11 protein-coding genes are annotated in these 16,523 nt (G+C 65.4%); 7 read left to right on the plus strand and 4 right to left on the minus strand.

From position 1 onward, the window contains the following. The first annotated feature begins 3 nt into the window (after nt 1-3). The 3 genes from flhA (at nt 4) to QBJ92_RS06755 (ending at nt 4,894) form a co-directional block, all read left to right on the plus strand. A complete protein-coding gene (gene flhA / locus QBJ92_RS06745) occupies nt 4-2,085 on the plus strand; it encodes a flagellar biosynthesis protein FlhA (protein ID WP_277968925.1) in 2,082 nt (693 codons plus the stop codon). An 80-nt stretch (nt 2,086-2,165) separates the two neighbouring features. Next, nucleotides 2,166-3,494: an MFS family transporter gene (locus QBJ92_RS06750; RefSeq protein ID WP_277968926.1), complete on the plus strand. Its 1,329-nt coding sequence runs from the start codon at nt 2,166-2,168 to the stop codon at nt 3,492-3,494. Between the two features lie 590 nt (nt 3,495-4,084). After that, on the plus strand, nt 4,085-4,894 hold the full coding sequence (locus tag QBJ92_RS06755) for an N-acyl amino acid synthase FeeM domain-containing protein (protein WP_277968927.1): 810 nt from the start codon (nt 4,085-4,087) through the stop codon (nt 4,892-4,894). A 54-nt stretch (nt 4,895-4,948) separates the two neighbouring features. Here the strand turns inward: QBJ92_RS06755 and QBJ92_RS06760 are convergent, their stop codons facing one another. Further along, nucleotides 4,949-5,533 carry an FxDxF family PEP-CTERM protein gene (locus QBJ92_RS06760; RefSeq protein ID WP_277968928.1) on the minus strand — a complete coding sequence of 195 codons (585 nt, stop codon included), beginning with the start codon at nt 5,531-5,533 and terminating at the stop codon, nt 4,949-4,951. Between the two features lie 187 nt (nt 5,534-5,720). Further along, a complete protein-coding gene (locus QBJ92_RS06765) occupies nt 5,721-8,045 on the minus strand; it encodes a GH92 family glycosyl hydrolase (RefSeq protein ID WP_277968929.1) in 2,325 nt (774 codons plus the stop codon). A gap of 85 nt (nt 8,046-8,130) precedes the next feature. Between QBJ92_RS06765 and QBJ92_RS06770 the strand changes: the two genes are divergently transcribed. Then, complete coding sequence (locus QBJ92_RS06770; RefSeq protein ID WP_277968930.1) at nt 8,131-8,715, plus strand: hemerythrin domain-containing protein; 585 nt, start codon at nt 8,131-8,133, stop codon at nt 8,713-8,715. Nucleotides 8,716-8,743: 28 nt separating this feature from the next. On the opposite strand, the gene QBJ92_RS06775 is transcribed toward QBJ92_RS06770, so the two are convergent. Then, complete coding sequence (locus QBJ92_RS06775) at nt 8,744-10,060, minus strand: sigma-54-dependent transcriptional regulator (RefSeq protein WP_277968931.1); 1,317 nt, start codon at nt 10,058-10,060, stop codon at nt 8,744-8,746. Continuing rightward, on the minus strand, nt 10,057-11,772 hold the full coding sequence (locus tag QBJ92_RS06780; RefSeq protein ID WP_431358377.1) for a sensor histidine kinase: 1,716 nt from the start codon (nt 11,770-11,772) through the stop codon (nt 10,057-10,059). Before QBJ92_RS06780 ends, QBJ92_RS06775 begins: the two co-directional genes overlap by 4 nt. Before the next feature lie 233 nt (nt 11,773-12,005). On the opposite strand from QBJ92_RS06780, the gene QBJ92_RS06785 reads away from it, so the two are divergent. Genes QBJ92_RS06785 through QBJ92_RS06795 form a run of 3 tightly spaced genes read left to right on the plus strand, consistent with a single transcriptional unit; the run spans nt 12,006 to nt 16,495 of the window. After that, entirely contained in the window at nt 12,006-13,361 is a 1,356-nt protein-coding gene (locus QBJ92_RS06785) for a dicarboxylate/amino acid:cation symporter (protein WP_277968933.1), read from the plus strand. 19 nt (nt 13,362-13,380) lie between these two features. Further along, nucleotides 13,381-14,868, plus strand: coding sequence for an alginate export family protein (locus QBJ92_RS06790; protein ID WP_277968934.1), 1,488 nt, complete (start codon nt 13,381-13,383; stop codon nt 14,866-14,868). Beyond that, the gene (locus QBJ92_RS06795; protein WP_277969035.1) at nt 14,843-16,495 is read left to right on the plus strand and encodes an NAD-dependent malic enzyme; all 1,653 of its coding nucleotides are present in this window, start codon (nt 14,843-14,845) and stop codon (nt 16,493-16,495) included. Before QBJ92_RS06790 ends, QBJ92_RS06795 begins: the two co-directional genes overlap by 26 nt. Nucleotides 16,496-16,523: the final 28 nt, after the last annotated feature.

Consider the following 16,523-nt stretch of genomic DNA (forward strand, 5'->3'; position numbering starts at 1 on the left):
GCGATGCCCGTGCTCAACCAGATGTTCGCGCGGATCGGCGCGAACCGTGACATGGCGCTGGCGATCGGCGTGGTCGCAATCATTGCGATGCTCATCCTGCCCTTGCCCGCATGGATGCTCGACCTCGGGCTCGCATTGTCGATCACGCTGTCGGTGATGATCCTGATGACCGCGCTTTTCATCGAAAAGCCGCTGCAGTTGTCCGCTTTCCCGACGATCCTGTTGATCGCAACGATGCTTCGCCTCGGTCTCAACCTCGCTTCTACCCGATTAATCCTCGCGCATGGGCACGAAGGCGCACAGGCGGCGGGCGGGGTGATCGGCGCGTTTGGCGAATTCCTGATCGGCGGGGAGACCGTGATCGGGCTCACCATCTTCGCGATCCTCGTCGTCATCAACTTCGTCGTCATCACCAAGGGTGCGGGCCGCATCGCCGAAGTCGCGGCGCGGTTCAGCCTGGATGCGATGCCCGGCAAGCAGATGGCGATCGACGCGGATCTGTCGGCGGGCATGATCACCGAGCAACAGGCGCGAGATCGCCGCGGCGAGGTCGAGGCCGAAAGCGGCTTCTATGGCGCGATGGACGGTGCGTCCAAGTTCGTGAAGGGCGATGCGATCGCTGCGTTGCTGATCACCGCAATCAACGTGGTGGTCGGGCTGATCATCGGCGTTGCGATCCACGGCGTACCGTTCGGGGAAGCGTTCCACACCTATACGTTGCTGACGATCGGCGACGGGCTGGTCAGCCAGATCCCCGCGCTGATCGTGTCGATGGCGGCGGGGCTGCTCGTGTCGAAGGGCGGGGTCGCGGGCAAGACCGGTGCCGCGCTCGGCGAACAGCTCGGGCGTTATCCCAAGGCGTTCGGGATGGTATCCGCGCTGATGGGCGCGCTGGCGTTGCTGCCGGGGTTGCCGTTCGTGCCGTTCGCGTTGTTCTCGGGGCTGGCGGGCTATGCCGCCTGGTCGCTGTCGCGCGCCGCGACCGTCACTGCCGCGCGCGCCGCCGCCGCCAGCGCGGCCGCCGAAGCGGAAGCGTCCGCAGTGGCCGAGGAACCGATCTCGCGCACGCTCGCGATCGATGCGGTGCGGATCGAGATTGGCTACGGCCTGCTCCCGATCATCAACGATACGGCGCGCGAGCCGAGGCTCGACGATCAGGTCCGCGCCCTTCGGCGGCAGATGGCGACCGAATTCGGTTTCGTGCTGCCCGCGGTACGGATCATCGACAATCTCGCGCTCAAGCCCAACGAATATCTCGTCACGATCAAGGAAACCGAGGCGGCGCGCGGTGAGATTAGGCTCGACCGGCTGCTCGTCATCAACCCCGGTGGCGGCCCGACCGGTATTCCCGGCGACGCGACGCGCGAACCCGTCTTCAACCTGCCCGCCTTGTGGATCGACCGGGACTTGCGCGAGGAAGCCGGGTTTCGCGGGCTGACCGTGGTCGATGCGGGCACGATCATCACCACGCACCTGACCGAGCTGGTCAAAGGCAGCATCGCCGACCTGCTGAGCTATACCGAGGTGCAGAAGCTGCTCGGCGAAATCCACCCGGATTCGGCCAAGCTGGTCGCCGAGATCGTGCCCAGCCGCATCTCGGTGTCGGGGGTCCAGCGGATCCTGCAGAACCTGCTGTCCGAGGGCGTGTCGATCCGCGACATTCCGACGATCCTCGAAGGGATTGCCGAGGCGGCGCCGATTACCGCCAACCTCACGCAGATGACCGAGCATGTCCGCGCGCGCCTCGCGCGACAGATTTCGGCGCAACAGGCGATGGACGGCGCGATACCGATCGTCACCCTGTCGCCCGACTGGGACGCCGCCTTTGCCGAAAGCATCATCGGTCACGGCGACGAGCGCCAGCTCGCGATGGCGCCGTCCGCGTTGCAAGGCTTCATCGCAGCGGTGCGCGAGACGTTCGACCGGCTGGCGGGCGATGGCGAAATTCCGTGTCTGCTGACGAACCCGACGATCCGCCCGTTCGTGCGCTCGGTGATCGAACGCGTCCGCCCCGCGACCGTCGTGCTGTCGCAGAACGAAATCCACGCGAGAGCCCGCGTCCGGGCGTTGGGAAGCATTGGTTAGGCGGCGGCCATCCTGTCCGTTTGCAACGTAATGTTACCGCGACGTTGCGACCCGGATCATGACGGTTCACAAGCATGGTCATGACCTTAGCCCAGCCAGACCGAGCCCCCGCCGCGCCCGCCTCGAGCGGATCGACCGCGGAACTGAGCACCGCCGCGCGCGCACGCGCGATCGTCGCGGGGTCGATGGGCAATCTGATCGAATGGTACGACTTCTACGTCTACGCCTTCACCGCGCTGTACTTTTCCGCCGAGTTCTTCCCCACCGGCGACCGTACCGCGCAGTTGCTCGGCACGTCGGGGATCTTCGCTGTCGGCTTCCTGTTGCGGCCGCTCGGCGGATGGTATTTCGGGCGGTTCGCGGACCAGCACGGGCGGCGACGCGCGATGGTGGTGTCGATCATCCTGATGGGGATCGGCTCCGCGCTGATCGCGTCGCTGCCGACCTACGCAACGATCGGCGCGTTCGCCCCCGCGCTGCTACTGCTCGGGCGGATGATCCAGGGGTTCTCGACCGGCGGGCAATATGGCACCGCCGCGACCTATCTCAGCGAAATCGCTTTCACCGGGCGGCGCGGCTTCTTCGCCTCGTTTCAATATGTTACGCTGATCGGCGGGCAGTTGCTCGCGCTCGCGGTGATCCTGATCCTGCAGCAAGTCCTCTCTACCGAGGAAATGCGCGCGTTCGGCTGGCGTATCCCGTTCGCGATCGGCGCGGTGGCGGCGTTGACGATCCTTCTCTTCCGGCATGTCCTGCACGAGACGACCAATACCGGTGCCAAGCATCCCGATGCCGGCACGCTGCGCGGCCTGATCCCGCATTGGCGCGCGTTCCTGACCGTGCTGGGGCTGACCGCCGGCGGATCGCTGATGTTCTACGTCTTCTCGACGTACATGCAGAAGTATCTGGTCAATACCGCGCACATGGACGCCAAGTCCGCGAATTGGGTGATGACGGCGGTGCTGATCCCGTTCGCCTTGCTGCAACCGGTGTTCGGCCTGCTGTCGGACCGGATTGGGCGGCGAACCAACATGCTGCTGTTCGGCGCACTTGCAACGCTGGCGACGGTGCCGCTGCTGTCGCTGCTCGCCAACGTGCAGAGTGCGGGTGCCGCCTTCGCGCTCGTGCTGGCGGGCCTGGCGATCAACAGCCTGTACACGTCGATCAGCGGTCTGTTCAAAGCCGAGCTGTTCCCGGTGCATGTCCGCGCGCTGGGCGTGAGCCTTGCGTACGGGATCGGCAACGCGCTGTTCGGTGGCTCCGCTGAATATGTTGCCTTGTCGTTCAAGGCCGCCGGCAATGAATCCGGCTTCTATTGGTACGTGACCGCAATTTGTGCGGTGGCGTTTGTCACCGCAGTGCTGATGCGTACAAACCACGACCAGGACCCGCTCGATGATGCCCGGTGACCCTCTTGGCCTGTCCGCGCCTGCCCGATTTTGCGAGACCGTCCTAATATGGTAGGTACTGGAAAATGCTTAACCAGTCGGAACCCTCGGGGGAACACAAGGTTTAACACTTATGCTGCGCGATACTTGCCTAGACAGTTTGATCGACGCCTTCGAGGCGGGGTTCACGGATGCGGGCAACCGGTCGGGAACGACGATGTCGTGTCCATACGATGCGGCGGACGAGATCCGTCGACTCGCTTGGCAGGATGGGGTGTTCTATAACACCGCCGCGCGGCGTTCCGCCCCCCCTTTCCGCGAATCGATCGCGCCGATTGCGGCATATGGCGTGTTCTTACCCCCCTCCCGGACAGATCATCCTTTTGTACGAACGTCTGTTTCATTTGGGGCGCACCGCAAGTAGCCGTCGCGCGTTAACCTTACAAACGGCACGACTGACCGAGCAGCCTGTTCAAAAGGCTGGCGTTTATTAACCCTATTCGGCAACTCCGCACTGTCCGGTAAGGCATTCCGTAAAGACAAATTTATGGAGACTGCCTTCAAGACGTGGTCGCGAGATCAGTATGTGTTGCTGAAATTGGGGGTTTGCGATGGGTATGCAGCCGGGGGTGTTCGTTCCGCACGGTGGGTTCGCCTCGCCAGCTTCGCGGTCGGTCGATGGGGACACAACCCTACAACGCGCCTCGCTTTCGCCGGGCGTTTTCGGACGACCGGTGCAGATCGAGCTGGCCGACACGAGCGATCGTCGGGAAAATGCCTGTTCTCTGATCAACCGCCGCTATGCCTGGCGTGGCTATGGCAGCAATCATGCGCTTCCCGCCCATCGGGCGTGCGCAACCTTTACCGCAACGGCCGACGCCCAGGTGCTCGGGACCGTCACGCTGGTGGTGGACTCCGAGGCCGGGCTGGCCGCTGACGCAATCTTCGCCGACGAGCTTAACCCATTCCGCGAAACGACGGGTCGCAAGATCTGCGAACTCAGCCGGCTTGCGTTCGAAACCGGCCTGCCCTCCAAGCCGCTGCTCGCCGCGCTGTTCCATATCGTCTTCATCTACGGCTATCATCACCACCGCTGCACCGACCTGTTTATCGAGGTCAATCCGCGGCACCGGCGGTTCTACGAAGCGATGCTGGGGTTCAAGTCGATCGGCACACCCCGCACCAACACCAGCGTCGGCGCGCCGTCGCAGCTGATGTGGCTGGAGATTTCGAGCATCCGGCGGCGGATCGAAGCCGCTGCGGGCGATCTGTCGACGGGCGCCGTGGCGCGCTCGCTCTATGCCCTGTTCTTCTCGCGCGACGATGCGCTCGAGCTCGCGGACGAGCTTACGTCTGACGAAGCGATCCACCGCACGCAGTCAGGGAATGCGCTGGTGAAAGTTTTCCTGCCCGATCTTTGACGGACAAAAAAATGCCGCCGGTTTTCACCGGCGGCATTTCCTGACTTACCGCGATTAAGCGAAAGCGACGGTCGAGCTGCGACGACGATAGCGCAGGCCTGCACCCATCATGCCGAAGCCGGCGAGCATCATCATCCACGTTGCGGTTTCCGGAACAGCGCCTGCAGTCGGCGTGAACGACAGGCTGCCGCCGATCGATGCGCCGCCGAACGAGAAGCCGTTCACGGTCAGCGTGTTGAGCTGGCCAGCCGTGATCGGAACGAGCTCGAGCGAAGCGAACTCAAAACGACCGTTCGGTGCGATTTGAGCAGCCTGACCGTTGAAGAACACCGACGTGAAGTTGGCGTCGGTGAGCGCCGACAGCATGCCCGATGCGATCGAGGTTACCGAACCGCTGCCCAGACCGTCGGTCGGCAGGGTGAACGTGAAGATTTCCGAGAAATTGCCCTGGGCAATGTTCCGAACGCCGAACGAGCCGTTGAACGTGCCAGCGCCGCCTGCAGCGGCGGTGAAGAAGCCGTTGTTCGCAGCGTTCTGTGCAGTTGCGTTGACGGGGAAAACAGCAGCCGAAGCGGGCGCAACGCCTGCAACAGCTGCGATGGCGACGGCAGCAGCGGCGGAAAGAAGCTTGGTACGCATTTACAACACTCCATTAATTGACGAAACCTTACTAGCAAGCTCCGTGCCAACCCACGTTTTGTGGGAAACGCCGCTAAACCGTTCGCTAGATGTGTAAAATCCACTGACAGTGGGGTTTGTTAACCAATTTACAGCGATTAACGTGGCACGCTCGACCCGCGTTTTTGATCCATCCCCAAGCAAATTTTTATCGCTGCCTGCTCGAAGAGAACGGGCGGTCCGTGGGCGTGCTCGCCCATGCCATGTTCGGCGATGCCTGCATGCGGAAGCGCAATGCGCCGCCTGCAAGGATCTGGTCATGCCGAAGATACGCCTTCGTGACGGGTCTGCCGTTCAGCGTCACACTGCCGACATAGGGGTGCGTCGGATCAAGTCCGTCCGCGACAATCGTCAACCGCTTGCCATTGGGCAGCGCCAGCACCGCCCGATCGACGAACGGACGACCGATGACATATTCGAGGCTGCCCGGCGTCACAGGATAGAAGCCGAGCGCCGTGAAGACGAGCCATGCCGACATCTGCCCTAAGTCATCGTTCCCTGCCAACCCATCCGCTGTCGGATGGTACTGGCTGGCAACGATTTGCTGTAGCCGCGCTTGGGTCCGCCACGGCGCACCTGCGTAGCTGTAAAGATAGGCGACATGATGGCTCGGTTCGTTGCCGTGGATGTACTGGCCGATCAGGCCCGCGATATCCTCGGCGTGGCTGTAGTCGAGTTTCGAATTGTCGTAATCGAACATCGCATCGAGCTTGGCGACGGTCGGCCGGTCGCCCCCCAGCGCGGTGACCAGCGCGGCCTGGTCCTGGGGTACGAACCAGCTGTATTGCCAGGCGTTGCCCTCGGTATAATCCGACCCGTAGTTGATCGCGGTCGGGTCGAACGGCACGCGAAACGCGCCGTCGCTCTTGCGCGCACGGACGAAACCCGTCTTGGGATCGAAGCTGTTGCGCCAATAGCCTGCGCGTTTGGCGAAGGTTGCCGCAAGGTCCTTGCGCCCCATCGCGGCGGCCATCCGGGATATGGTCCAGTCGTCATAGGCATATTCGACTGTCTTGGAGGCCGCTTCGGGCTCCCGGTCGATCGGGACGAAGCCGAGCTTCATATAGTCGTTCAGGCCACCGTACGGACCGTAGGTCGCGCTCGCGACCATCGCATCGAGCGCGGCGTTGGCATCGAACCCGCGAATCCCCTTCAGATAAGCATCGGCGATGACCGGCACCGCGTGATAGCCGATCATCGTCCACGTCTCGCGACCCTGGAACTGCCAGACCGGAAGGATACCGTCAGGACTGTGCACCCGGCTGTCGATCAGCGACTGGACGATTTCGCGCGTCGTCTCCGCCGGCTGGACCAGGGTGAGCAACGGATGTTCGGCGCGGAACGTATCCCAGAGCGAGAAGGTCGAGCGGAACGTGTAGCCCTTTGCCTGGTGGACCCGATTATCCGGCCCGCGATAGCGTCCGTCCGAATCCCCCGCGACCGATGGCGCGAGCAAGCTGTGATATAGCGCAGTCGCGACGTTGCGTTGCATCGGCGCGGGTGCCTGCAGCGTCAGCACATCCAGCGCCGTGTGCCATGCCGCCACCGTCTTCGCGCGGACCGCGTCGAACGAGGTCGGCTCACTCGCAAGGTTGGCGATCGCCCCCGCCTCGTCGACCGACGAAATCGCCACCCGTACTTCGAGCGGCTGCGTCAATTGTCCGAAATCGAGCCGCGCGACCAGCGCCCGCCCGGATCGCTCCGCAACGGCATCGCTTCCGCGCCCCGGCCCCTGAAAGCCCTTGTACGGGACGTCGCGCTCGGTGCTGACGAAGGCATGGTCGGTCAGCGGTGCCGAGAAGCGCATCGCGAAGAACAGCTGCCGGTCGGGGGCCCACCCCCGCGTCTGCCGCGCGCCGACGATGGTGCCGTCGGGCAGCAGCCGGAGCGAGGACCACAGGATCTTGCCCGGATAGGTATAGAGTGAGCTGCGCAGATCGAGCACGAGATGCGCCGCCTTACCCGTCGGGAAGGTATAGCGATGCACGCCGACACGCGTACCCGCGGTCATTTCCGCGCGGACGCCCGCATCACGCAGCGTCACCGCATAATAGCCGGGCACTGCGATCTCGCTGCCGTGATCGAACCGCGAGCGATAGCCCGAGCCGGGTTGCGCCGCGTCGCCGGGTTCTAGCGACACCGTATTCCCGGCCACCGGCATCACGAGGAAATCGCCGAGGTCGGAATGCCCGGCACCCGAGAAATGCGTGTGCGAGAAGCCCTGGATCGTCGGATCGCTATACCGATAGCCCGCCGCCCATTTGTAACTGTCCCGCACGAGATGCCCGGTGTCGGTGTCCGGGCTGAGCTGAACCATGCCGAACGGCGCGACCGCGCCCGGAAACGTATGCCCTTCCCCCCCGGTGCCGATCATCGGATCGACCTGATCGTACGTCGATTGGGCCGTGAGCGGCGTGGCAATGGCGATCGCCGACGATAGCGAAAGGGCGATGAGGCTGCGGGAAAGGGTCATGGCACGAAGTAGAGCAAACCCTTGCGTCCGTGAAAAGGGCGGTTGGCGGTTGCGGCGTCACCCCGCTACCGCTTAAGCCGTTCGCATGTCCGATGATTCCACCGCCTGGCCACTGGAAAGCCGATCGGGATTGCCCGGCACGATCGCCTATCTGCGCGACACGTATCCGGCGCCGACGTGGCGGGCGCACCGCAATTTCGGCGAACTGGCCGCGTTTTGGCTGCAGGTCCACGCCAGTTTGCGCGATCAGGGCAACCAATTGCAGCAGATTACGCAGGCTTTCCGCGAAGGCACGCTCGAGGCGAACGCGTTCCAGCAAGCGTTCGTGCCACGGTTCAACCAGTTCCTGCAGCATCTGGAGGGGCATCACCAGATCGAGGACTCCGCCTATTTCCCCAAGTTCCGCGCGCTCGATCCCCGGATGCAGCACGGCTTCGACTTGCTAGAAAGCGATCACCACCTGATCCACGGCGCAGTGCTGACATCCCTCGACGCCGCCCGCCAGCTCGTGACCGCGCTACCGCGCGGGGGGAGTGCCGTGGAAGCTGCCCGCGAGGGCTATTCCGACGCGACCGAGCGGTTGATCCAATTGCTGGCGCGGCATCTGGCGGACGAGGAGGATCTCGTGATCCCCGCGCTCCTCCAACATGGCGAACGCAGCGTCGGGTGACGCCGACGTTGGACCACACGGCCCGCCACTACCCGCTGCGCTTCAACGGTCCCAACGCGATTCCGAGCCGTTTGACGCGGTAATAGAAGGTTTTGCGCGGAATCCCGAGATGCTCGATCGCCACGCCGACTTCCCCGCCCGCCGCGCCCATCGCGGCGATGATCGCGGCGCGCTCGAACGCATCGAGCCGCTCGGGCAGGCTCGCCGGCTGCGATTCGGTGGTGTCCGCGGTCGCGTCGAGCCCAAGGACGAACCGCTCGGCAAAATGCGCGAGTTCGCGGACGTTGCCGGGCCAGTCGTGCGTGGCGAGATGATGTTGCGCCGCCGCGGTCATCGCGGGCACCGGTCCTTCGATGCGCTGCGCCGCTTCGGCGACGAAATGCGCGAACAACGGCACCACGTCCTCGCGCCGTTCGCGCAAGGGCGGCATCCGCAATCGCACCGCCGCGATCCGGTATAACAAGGCGGGCGCAATCGCATCCTCCGCGCGCGCGCCGGGTTCGGCGGCGGTCGCGATGACGCGCAGATCGATCGGAACCGCATCGCGCACGCCGGGCGTGACCAGCGCGCGCGCCTCGACCAGCGCGGTCAGCCGTGCCTGAAGCGCACGCGATGCCTGGTCGAGATCATCAAGCAGGACGGTGCCGCGGCTCGCTGCGACCACGCTCCCGCTGCCGACCCGGGCGAACAGGTCGCTGTCGAGCAACGCGTCCGGATACGCACCACAGGCGACGCCGAGCAAGCGATGCCGTCGCCGCTTGCCCGCCGCATGGATGCGCCGCGCGAGCAGCGCCTTGCCGGTCCCGGTCTCGCCCTCGATCAGCAAGTCGATGTCCGCGTCGGCCAACACCGGGATCATCGACCGCAGTCGCTCGATCGCGGGGGAGTAACCGATCAGGCCGTTGCTGGCATCGTCCTCCGGCGCGCCCGTCGCCTGCGCCGCGGCGCGGAGACGCCGGTTGTCCAGCTCGAGCATCCGCGCGGTCGCCGCGCGTGTGACCGCGGCCAGCAATACGTCGGGATCGAACGGCTTGGTCAGGAAATCCCACGCGCCCGCCTTCAGCGCGGAAACCGCCATCTCGACATCGCCGTGCCCCGTGATCAGGATGACGGGCAGGCTCGGATCGCGCGCGCGCAACTGCTCGAACACTTCGGTTCCCGAGAGATGCGGCAAGCGCACGTCGGTGACGACGACGCCCGGAAAATCGGCCTGGATCGCGGCCAGCGCCGGGGTCGCCGCCGGATAGGCATCGACCGTGAACCCGGCGAGCGACAGCAACTGCGTCGTCGAGACGCGCAGGTCCTCGTCATCCTCGATCAGCGCGACGCGCAAACCTGCGGTCATCGCGCTCTCCGCAATACGAGTTCGAAACAGGCGCCATGCGGCTCCGGGGCGAGGCGCAGCGACCCGCCCAGATCTTCCATGATATCCTTTGCGATCACCAATCCCAGGCCCAGTCCCGCCGCCCGGCTGGTCGCGAACGGCGTGAACAGCCGCTCGGCGATCTCGGGCGCGATACCCGGACCGTTGTCGTGGATCCGGACGACGACGTTGTCGTCCCGGGGATCGACCGTCACGACGATCGCCCCGTCCGACTGCGCCTGAAGCGCTTCGGTCGCGTTCTGTAACACGTTAACGAACACCTGCTCGAGCCGGATCCGCCCCGCGATCACGCAGAGGTCGGCCGCGACCGCAGGCCACGCGACCCGGATGTGCGACAAGGGCTCGCGTAAGATCAACTGCGCGCCCTCGATCACTTCGGTGAGCGGCACCGGGCCGATTTCCCCGCTCGCCTTGCGCGAGAACCCGCGCAACTGCGCGGTGACCGCGCCAATCCGTTCGGTCAGGCGGGCGATCGCGCGGAGGTTGGTGCGGACGTCCTCGGTCGCGCCGCGGTCGAGCAGCGTCTCCCCAGTCGCGGCATAGGTGCGGATCGCGGCCACCGGCTGTGCTGTTTCATGCGCGACGCTCGCGGTGATCTGCCCAAGCGTTGCCAACCGGTTCGCCTGGCGCAACGCCTCGCGCAGGATCGCCGCGCGCGTTTCCAGCTCTGTCCGTTCCTCGATTTCGTGGCGGAGCGCGGCGGTCCGGTCGGCGACCGCCTGTTCGAGCTGGCTCGTCCGGTCCGCCCGGCGCCGCGCCGCGGACCATCCCGCCCCGGTAAGCCACAACAGCACTAGCGTGACCATCCCCGCGACGATCGCCCCCGCCCGGGCGACATCGTCCACCGCGACGCGCGTCGGTTGCGCGAGCGTTACGCGCCACCCCGCGCCGTCCGGCGCAGTCTGCACGACGAGCAAGGTGCCTTTCTCCCCCGGAACCGCGATCCGTCCGCCCCGTGCCGCCCGGAACGGGACCGGCAGCAAGGCAGCGGCGCCGCTTGTTCGCAAAGCGGTCGCGCGTTCGGCGGCTGACAGCGGTCGTGTCATCGCGAAGCGCCACGCCGGGCGGCTCGCAATCAGGATCAGCCCGGCTGGATCGGTAACGAAGGTGACGCCGCCCGCCGCGGCCCATTGCCGCTCGATCGACCCGAAATCGAGCTTTACGACGACGACGCCGCCCGCCGAAGTGCGTCGCGCAAGATAGAGGCCGGGGCGGTTGCTGACCGTGCCGAGCGCGAACTGCCGTCCCTCACCGCCGCCGCGCGCCTGCTGGAAATACGGGCGGAAGCGATAATCGTTGCCGACGAAACTCTTCCTACTGCGCCAATTGCTCGCTGCGATCGCTCGACCATCGGGCGCGATTACGTACATTGCCTCCGCGCCGGTTTCGACGGCCAGGCGTTCGAGCTTGCGATCGAGGATCGCTCGCGCATTCGTCCGCCCCTCCAACGCTGCGACGACATCCTGATCATCGGCCAGCGCAAGCGGCAGGAGGCGGAACCGCGCGACTTCGCTGGCGAGCAGCGCCGCGCGCAGCCGTGCATCCGCCGTCAACGATGCCACGAGCCGGATACGGGCCTGGTGTTCGACCACCCCGCCAACGGCCCACGCGACCGCAAGCGCGAGGAGGATCGCAACGACGGCAACGCCGACTCGTCGTCCAGAAAAGACCATCCGCATGCGAAACCCTAGCATCGTGGCGACGATGTGCAACTTTCGGCACAAGCGCCGGATCGTGACGGCCATTTTCGACACTTGGCTTCATGAGAAACTTCCTCAAACCACCGAAAAGCGGGGGTTTTTGGTGAATTACGAATATGTGCCAAGCCGCGCGGCAATGGACGCGATACTTCGGGCAGCAGGTATCGCCGCAGAGCCGAACCGCGTGTTCAGAGGATGAAGGCCCCATGTCCATTTCGATCCCCGCTGCCGGCGAACAGCCGCCTGCCGCTCCAAAGCGGTGGTACGCGCAACTCTATTTCCAGGTTCTGCTCGCGATCGTCGCGGGCGTGCTGCTCGGCCATTTCGCGCCTCAGACGGGCGAAGCGATGAAGCCGATCGGCGATGCCTTCATCAAGCTGGTAAAGATGGTAATCGCGCCGGTCATCTTCCTGACGATCGTCACCGGCATTGCCGGGATGCGGGATCTCGGGTCGGTCGGACGCGTGGCGGGCAAGGCGTTCGCCTATTTCCTGTTCTTCTCGACGCTCGCGCTGATCGTCGGGATGGTCGTCGCCAACGTCGTCCGGCCAGGCGCGGGACTCAACATCGATCCCGCCTCGCTCGATGCATCGAAGGTCAGCGAATATGCCGCAAAGGCGCATGAGACGACGCTGACCGGCTTCCTGACGAGCATCATTCCCGACACGTTCCTGTCGGCGATGACGCAGGGCAACATCCTGCAAGTGCTGTTCATCTCGATCCTGTTCGGGATCGCGCTCGCGCTGATTGGCGAACGCGGGGCGAAGGTGCTCGACCTGCTCAACGATGTGTCGATCACCTTCTTCAAGCTGGTGGGCATCGTGATGCGCGCGGCACCGATCGGTGCGTTCGGCGCGATGGCGTTCACGATCGGCAAATACGGCGTCGGCACGCTCGCCAATCTGGCGACGCTGGTCGGCACCTTCTATGCGACCTCGCTGATCTTCGTGCTGGTCGTGCTCGGGCTGGTCGCACGGCTGACCGGCTTCTCAATCATCAAGCTGATCCTCTACCTCAAGGCCGAGCTGCTGCTGGTGCTCGGCACCTCGTCGTCGGAAAGTGCACTGCCCTCGCTGATCGAGAAGATGGAGCGCGCCGGCTGCCCCAAGTCGATCGTCGGTCTGGTCGTCCCGACCGGCTACAGCTTCAACCTCGACGGAACCAACATCTACATGACGCTGGCCGCGCTGTTCATCGCGCAGGCGTGCAACGTCGACCTGACGCTGGGGCAGCAGTTGCTGCTGCTGAGCGTCGCGATGCTGTCGTCCAAGGGCGCGGCGGGCGTTACCGGCGCGGGGTTCATCACCCTCGCCGCAACGCTGTCGATCGTGCCGTCGGTGCCGGTCGCGGGGATGGCGCTGATCCTCGGGGTCGACCGCTTCATGTCCGAATGCCGCAGCCTGACCAACTTCATCGGCAATGCGGTCGCGACGGTCGTCGTGTCGAAGTGGGAGGGCAAGCTCGACCTGGAGCAGCTCAATGCCGCGCTCTCTGGCAAGACGACGGTCGCCTCGCCTGCGCCTGCCAGCCCGGCTGCCGTGACGCTCGGCGTCGCGAACTGACCCGGAAAGGACGTTTGTCATGATGATTGCTTCGCGACTGCGTGTCGCCACGGCGTTCCTCGCGCCCTACGCCGCCCTCGCCGCATCGGGCGCGTATGCCCAGAAGAGTGCGGGAGAAAAGGCCCCGGCGACCGAGATCGCCACCAGCTATCCCGCCGCAGGCGGGGGCGAAGGCGCCAATACCAACGGCTACAACCTCTCCCGCTGGGCCGAGGACTGGAGCAATCTCCGCGATCCGGCGAAGCGCGACGATCCGCTCGACCGGCTCAAGTTCCTGTCGCTCGATTCGAACGGTGACGTCTACCTGACGCTGTCGGGCGAATTGCGGCTGCGGATGAACCACACCACCAACCCGAACCTGCGCGACAGCAAAGCGCAGCGGCAGGACATCACCCGCATCGTTGGCGGCGCCGACCTTCACGTCGGGCCGCATCTGCGCGGCTACATCGAGCTGGCGCACGGCGGCATCGGCGGGGTCGAACTGGGCCAGCCCGCCGCCAACCTGCGCAACGATTTATCGGTCCAGCAGGCGTTCGTCGAAGGCGACGTCGATGTCGGTTCGGTGCAGTTCGGCGCGCGCTACGGTCGCCAGGAATTCACCGACGGCCCAAATTTGCTTGTCTCACAGCGCGACAACAACACGATCCGCTACACGCTCAACGGCATCCGGCTGTGGGCGAAGGGCAAGACCATGCGTGCCGACCTGTTCGACCTCAAGCCGACCGCCTACGGCGATCTCGGGACCGACGATGACGTGAGCGACCCCGCGCGCCGCTTCTCGGGCGTGTCGCTCGGGTTCGTCGTGCCCAAGACCACGTTCGGCGGGTCGAACCTGTTCGTCGATCCGTTCTTCTGGCGGCGCAAGAATTCGGTCGGAGCCTGGGGCGGCAGGATCGGCCCAGCGGAACGCTTCTATGCGGGCGTTCACGCATATGGCGATGCTGGCCCGGTGACGATCGACTGGACCGTCAACCACCAGTTCGGGACCTATATCGATCAGCGGATCGACGCGTGGCAGTTTTTCGTCGCGCAGACGTACCGCGTGAGCAAGGCCAAGACCGCGCCACGCGTCGGCGTGCATTTCGACTATTCGAGCGGTGGCGGCGGGTATGGCGGGCAGACGTTGCGCAACGCCTATGCGCCGTTCGGGAACAACATCTATTACAGCTATCAATTGTTCCTGACGCCGTCGAACCTCGTCACGCTTGCCCCCAACGTGACAGTATCCCCGACCAAGGCGCTGCGCGTGACGGCGGAATATGCGTTGAATTGGCGCGCAAACGTCACCGATGCCGTGTACCGTGCCAGCGGCGCACCGTTCGCGGGAACGCAGAACTTCCGCGCCGCGCGAATCGCCAACGTGTCGCGGTTGCAGGCCGTGTGGGCGCTGTCGCCGCGGGTCTCGCTGACCGGGCGGTACGAACATCTCGACGCTGGCCCGGGGCTTCGCGACGCCGGGTACAAAAGCTCGGACTTCCTCGCTGGCTGGATCAGCCTGCGCTTCTGAAAGGACCCTTCTCATCGCTCCCGCCTACTACGCCGCCGCGCGCGCACTGCTCGCCGACCCGCTGACCAACAAGGGGACGGCGTTTACCGAGACCGAGCGCGACACGTTCGGGCTGCATGGCTTGCTCCCGCCGCACATCGGCACGCTCGACAGCCAGATCGAGCGGCGGATGCGCGCGCTCGACGGGATGGCGGACGACTTCCATCGCTACGCCTTTCTGCGTGAATTGCAGGATTCGAACGAGATCCTGTTCCACGCGCTCGTCCAGCGCGACCTGCCGCGGATGCTGCCGCTGATCTACACCCCGACCGTCGGCGAAGGATGCGAGCGGTTCAGCGAGATCTGGCACCGCCCGCGCGGGCTGTTCCTGAGCTATCCCAACCAGGACCGGATCGCGGACATTCTGGCGGACCCGGCGTTCGACCGGGTCAAGGTGATCGTCGTCAGCGATGGCGAGCGCATCCTCGGGCTTGGCGACCAGGGCGCGGGCGGGATGGGGATCCCGATCGGCAAACTCGCGCTCTATACGGCATGCGCAGGGCTGCACCCGGCCGAAGTGTTGCCGATCCTGCTCGATGTGGGCACCGACAATGCCGCCAGGCGCGATGATCCCCTGTACGTCGGCTGGCGGCATGCCCGCGTTCGGGGTGAAGAGTATGACGGCTTCCTCGAAAGCTTCGTCACCGCCGTCGCCGAACGCTGGCCCGGCGTGTTGCTCCAGTGGGAGGATTTCGCGGGCCACAATGCGCATCGCCTGCTCGATCGCTATCGTGACCGGCTGCTGAGCTTCAACGACGACATCCAGGGGACCGCGGCGACCGCGCTCGGCACGTTGCTGTCCGCGATCCGGCGCACCGGCGGCGCGCTTGCGGACCAGCGGATCGTGCTGTTCGGGGCGGGCGCCGCGGGCTGCGGGATCGGCGAGCTGCTCGTCCGCGCGATGGTCGCCGATGGGTTGAGCGACGCCGAGGCGCGCACGCGGATCTGGGCGGTCGACCGAAACGGACTGATCGTCGACGACATGCCGGGGCTGACCGAATCGCAGCTGGCGTTTGCCCGTCACGACACCCCGCGCGATCTGTTCAATCCGAACGGGTACGATTTGCTCGCCACCATCGAGCTAGTTGCGCCGACGGTGCTGGTCGGCACGTCGGGGCAAAGCGGCGGCTTCAGCGAGGCGGCAATCCGCGCGATGGCCGCGAGCGTCGAGCATCCGATCATCTTCCCGCTGTCCAACCCGATTTCGCGTGCGGAAGCGCATCCGGCCGACCTGTTCGACTGGACCGGGGGCCGCGCAATCGTCGGCACCGGCAGCCCGTTCGGGGTCGCGGGCGTGACCCAGGTCAACAACGTCTTCATCTTCCCCGGCGTCGGGCTTGGCGCGCTGGCAGTAGGCGCCCGGTGCGTGAGCGAGGGCATGTTCATGGCCGCTGCGCGTGAGTTGGCGGCGATGGATGGTGAAGGCGGCACGCTCCTCCCGCCGATCACGCATCTGCGCGATATCGCGCTGCGCATCGCCACCGCGGTCGCGCGGCAGGCGATCGTGGAGGGAGTCGCCCGGCCCGATTGCGCCGTCGTCGACGAAAGCGACATCGCATCGGGGATGTGGGCAGCGCGCTACGACTGATCGCGCGCACGGGGCGCAGCCAAAGCGG

It is taken from the genome of Sphingomonas echinoides (assembly GCF_029623395.1).
Lineage (GTDB): Bacteria > Pseudomonadota > Alphaproteobacteria > Sphingomonadales > Sphingomonadaceae > Sphingomonas > Sphingomonas echinoides_A.

What these genes read in the sequence shown, in the direction of transcription:
- flhA (WP_277968925.1), top strand. Translation starts at nt 4, where the DNA reads ATGCCCGTGCTCAACCAGATGTTCGCGCGGATCGGCGCGAACCGTGAC.
- QBJ92_RS06750 (WP_277968926.1), top strand. Translation starts at nt 2,166, where the DNA reads ATGACCTTAGCCCAGCCAGACCGAGCCCCCGCCGCGCCCGCCTCGAGC.
- QBJ92_RS06755 (WP_277968927.1), top strand. Translation starts at nt 4,085, where the DNA reads ATGGGTATGCAGCCGGGGGTGTTCGTTCCGCACGGTGGGTTCGCCTCG.
- QBJ92_RS06760 (WP_277968928.1), bottom strand. Translation starts at nt 5,533, where the DNA reads ATGCGTACCAAGCTTCTTTCCGCCGCTGCTGCCGTCGCCATCGCAGCT.
- QBJ92_RS06765 (WP_277968929.1), bottom strand. Translation starts at nt 8,045, where the DNA reads ATGACCCTTTCCCGCAGCCTCATCGCCCTTTCGCTATCGTCGGCGATC.
- QBJ92_RS06770 (WP_277968930.1), top strand. Translation starts at nt 8,131, where the DNA reads ATGTCCGATGATTCCACCGCCTGGCCACTGGAAAGCCGATCGGGATTG.
- QBJ92_RS06775 (WP_277968931.1), bottom strand. Translation starts at nt 10,060, where the DNA reads ATGACCGCAGGTTTGCGCGTCGCGCTGATCGAGGATGACGAGGACCTG.
- QBJ92_RS06780 (WP_431358377.1), bottom strand. Translation starts at nt 11,772, where the DNA reads ATGGTCTTTTCTGGACGACGAGTCGGCGTTGCCGTCGTTGCGATCCTC.
- QBJ92_RS06785 (WP_277968933.1), top strand. Translation starts at nt 12,006, where the DNA reads ATGTCCATTTCGATCCCCGCTGCCGGCGAACAGCCGCCTGCCGCTCCA.
- QBJ92_RS06790 (WP_277968934.1), top strand. Translation starts at nt 13,381, where the DNA reads ATGATGATTGCTTCGCGACTGCGTGTCGCCACGGCGTTCCTCGCGCCC.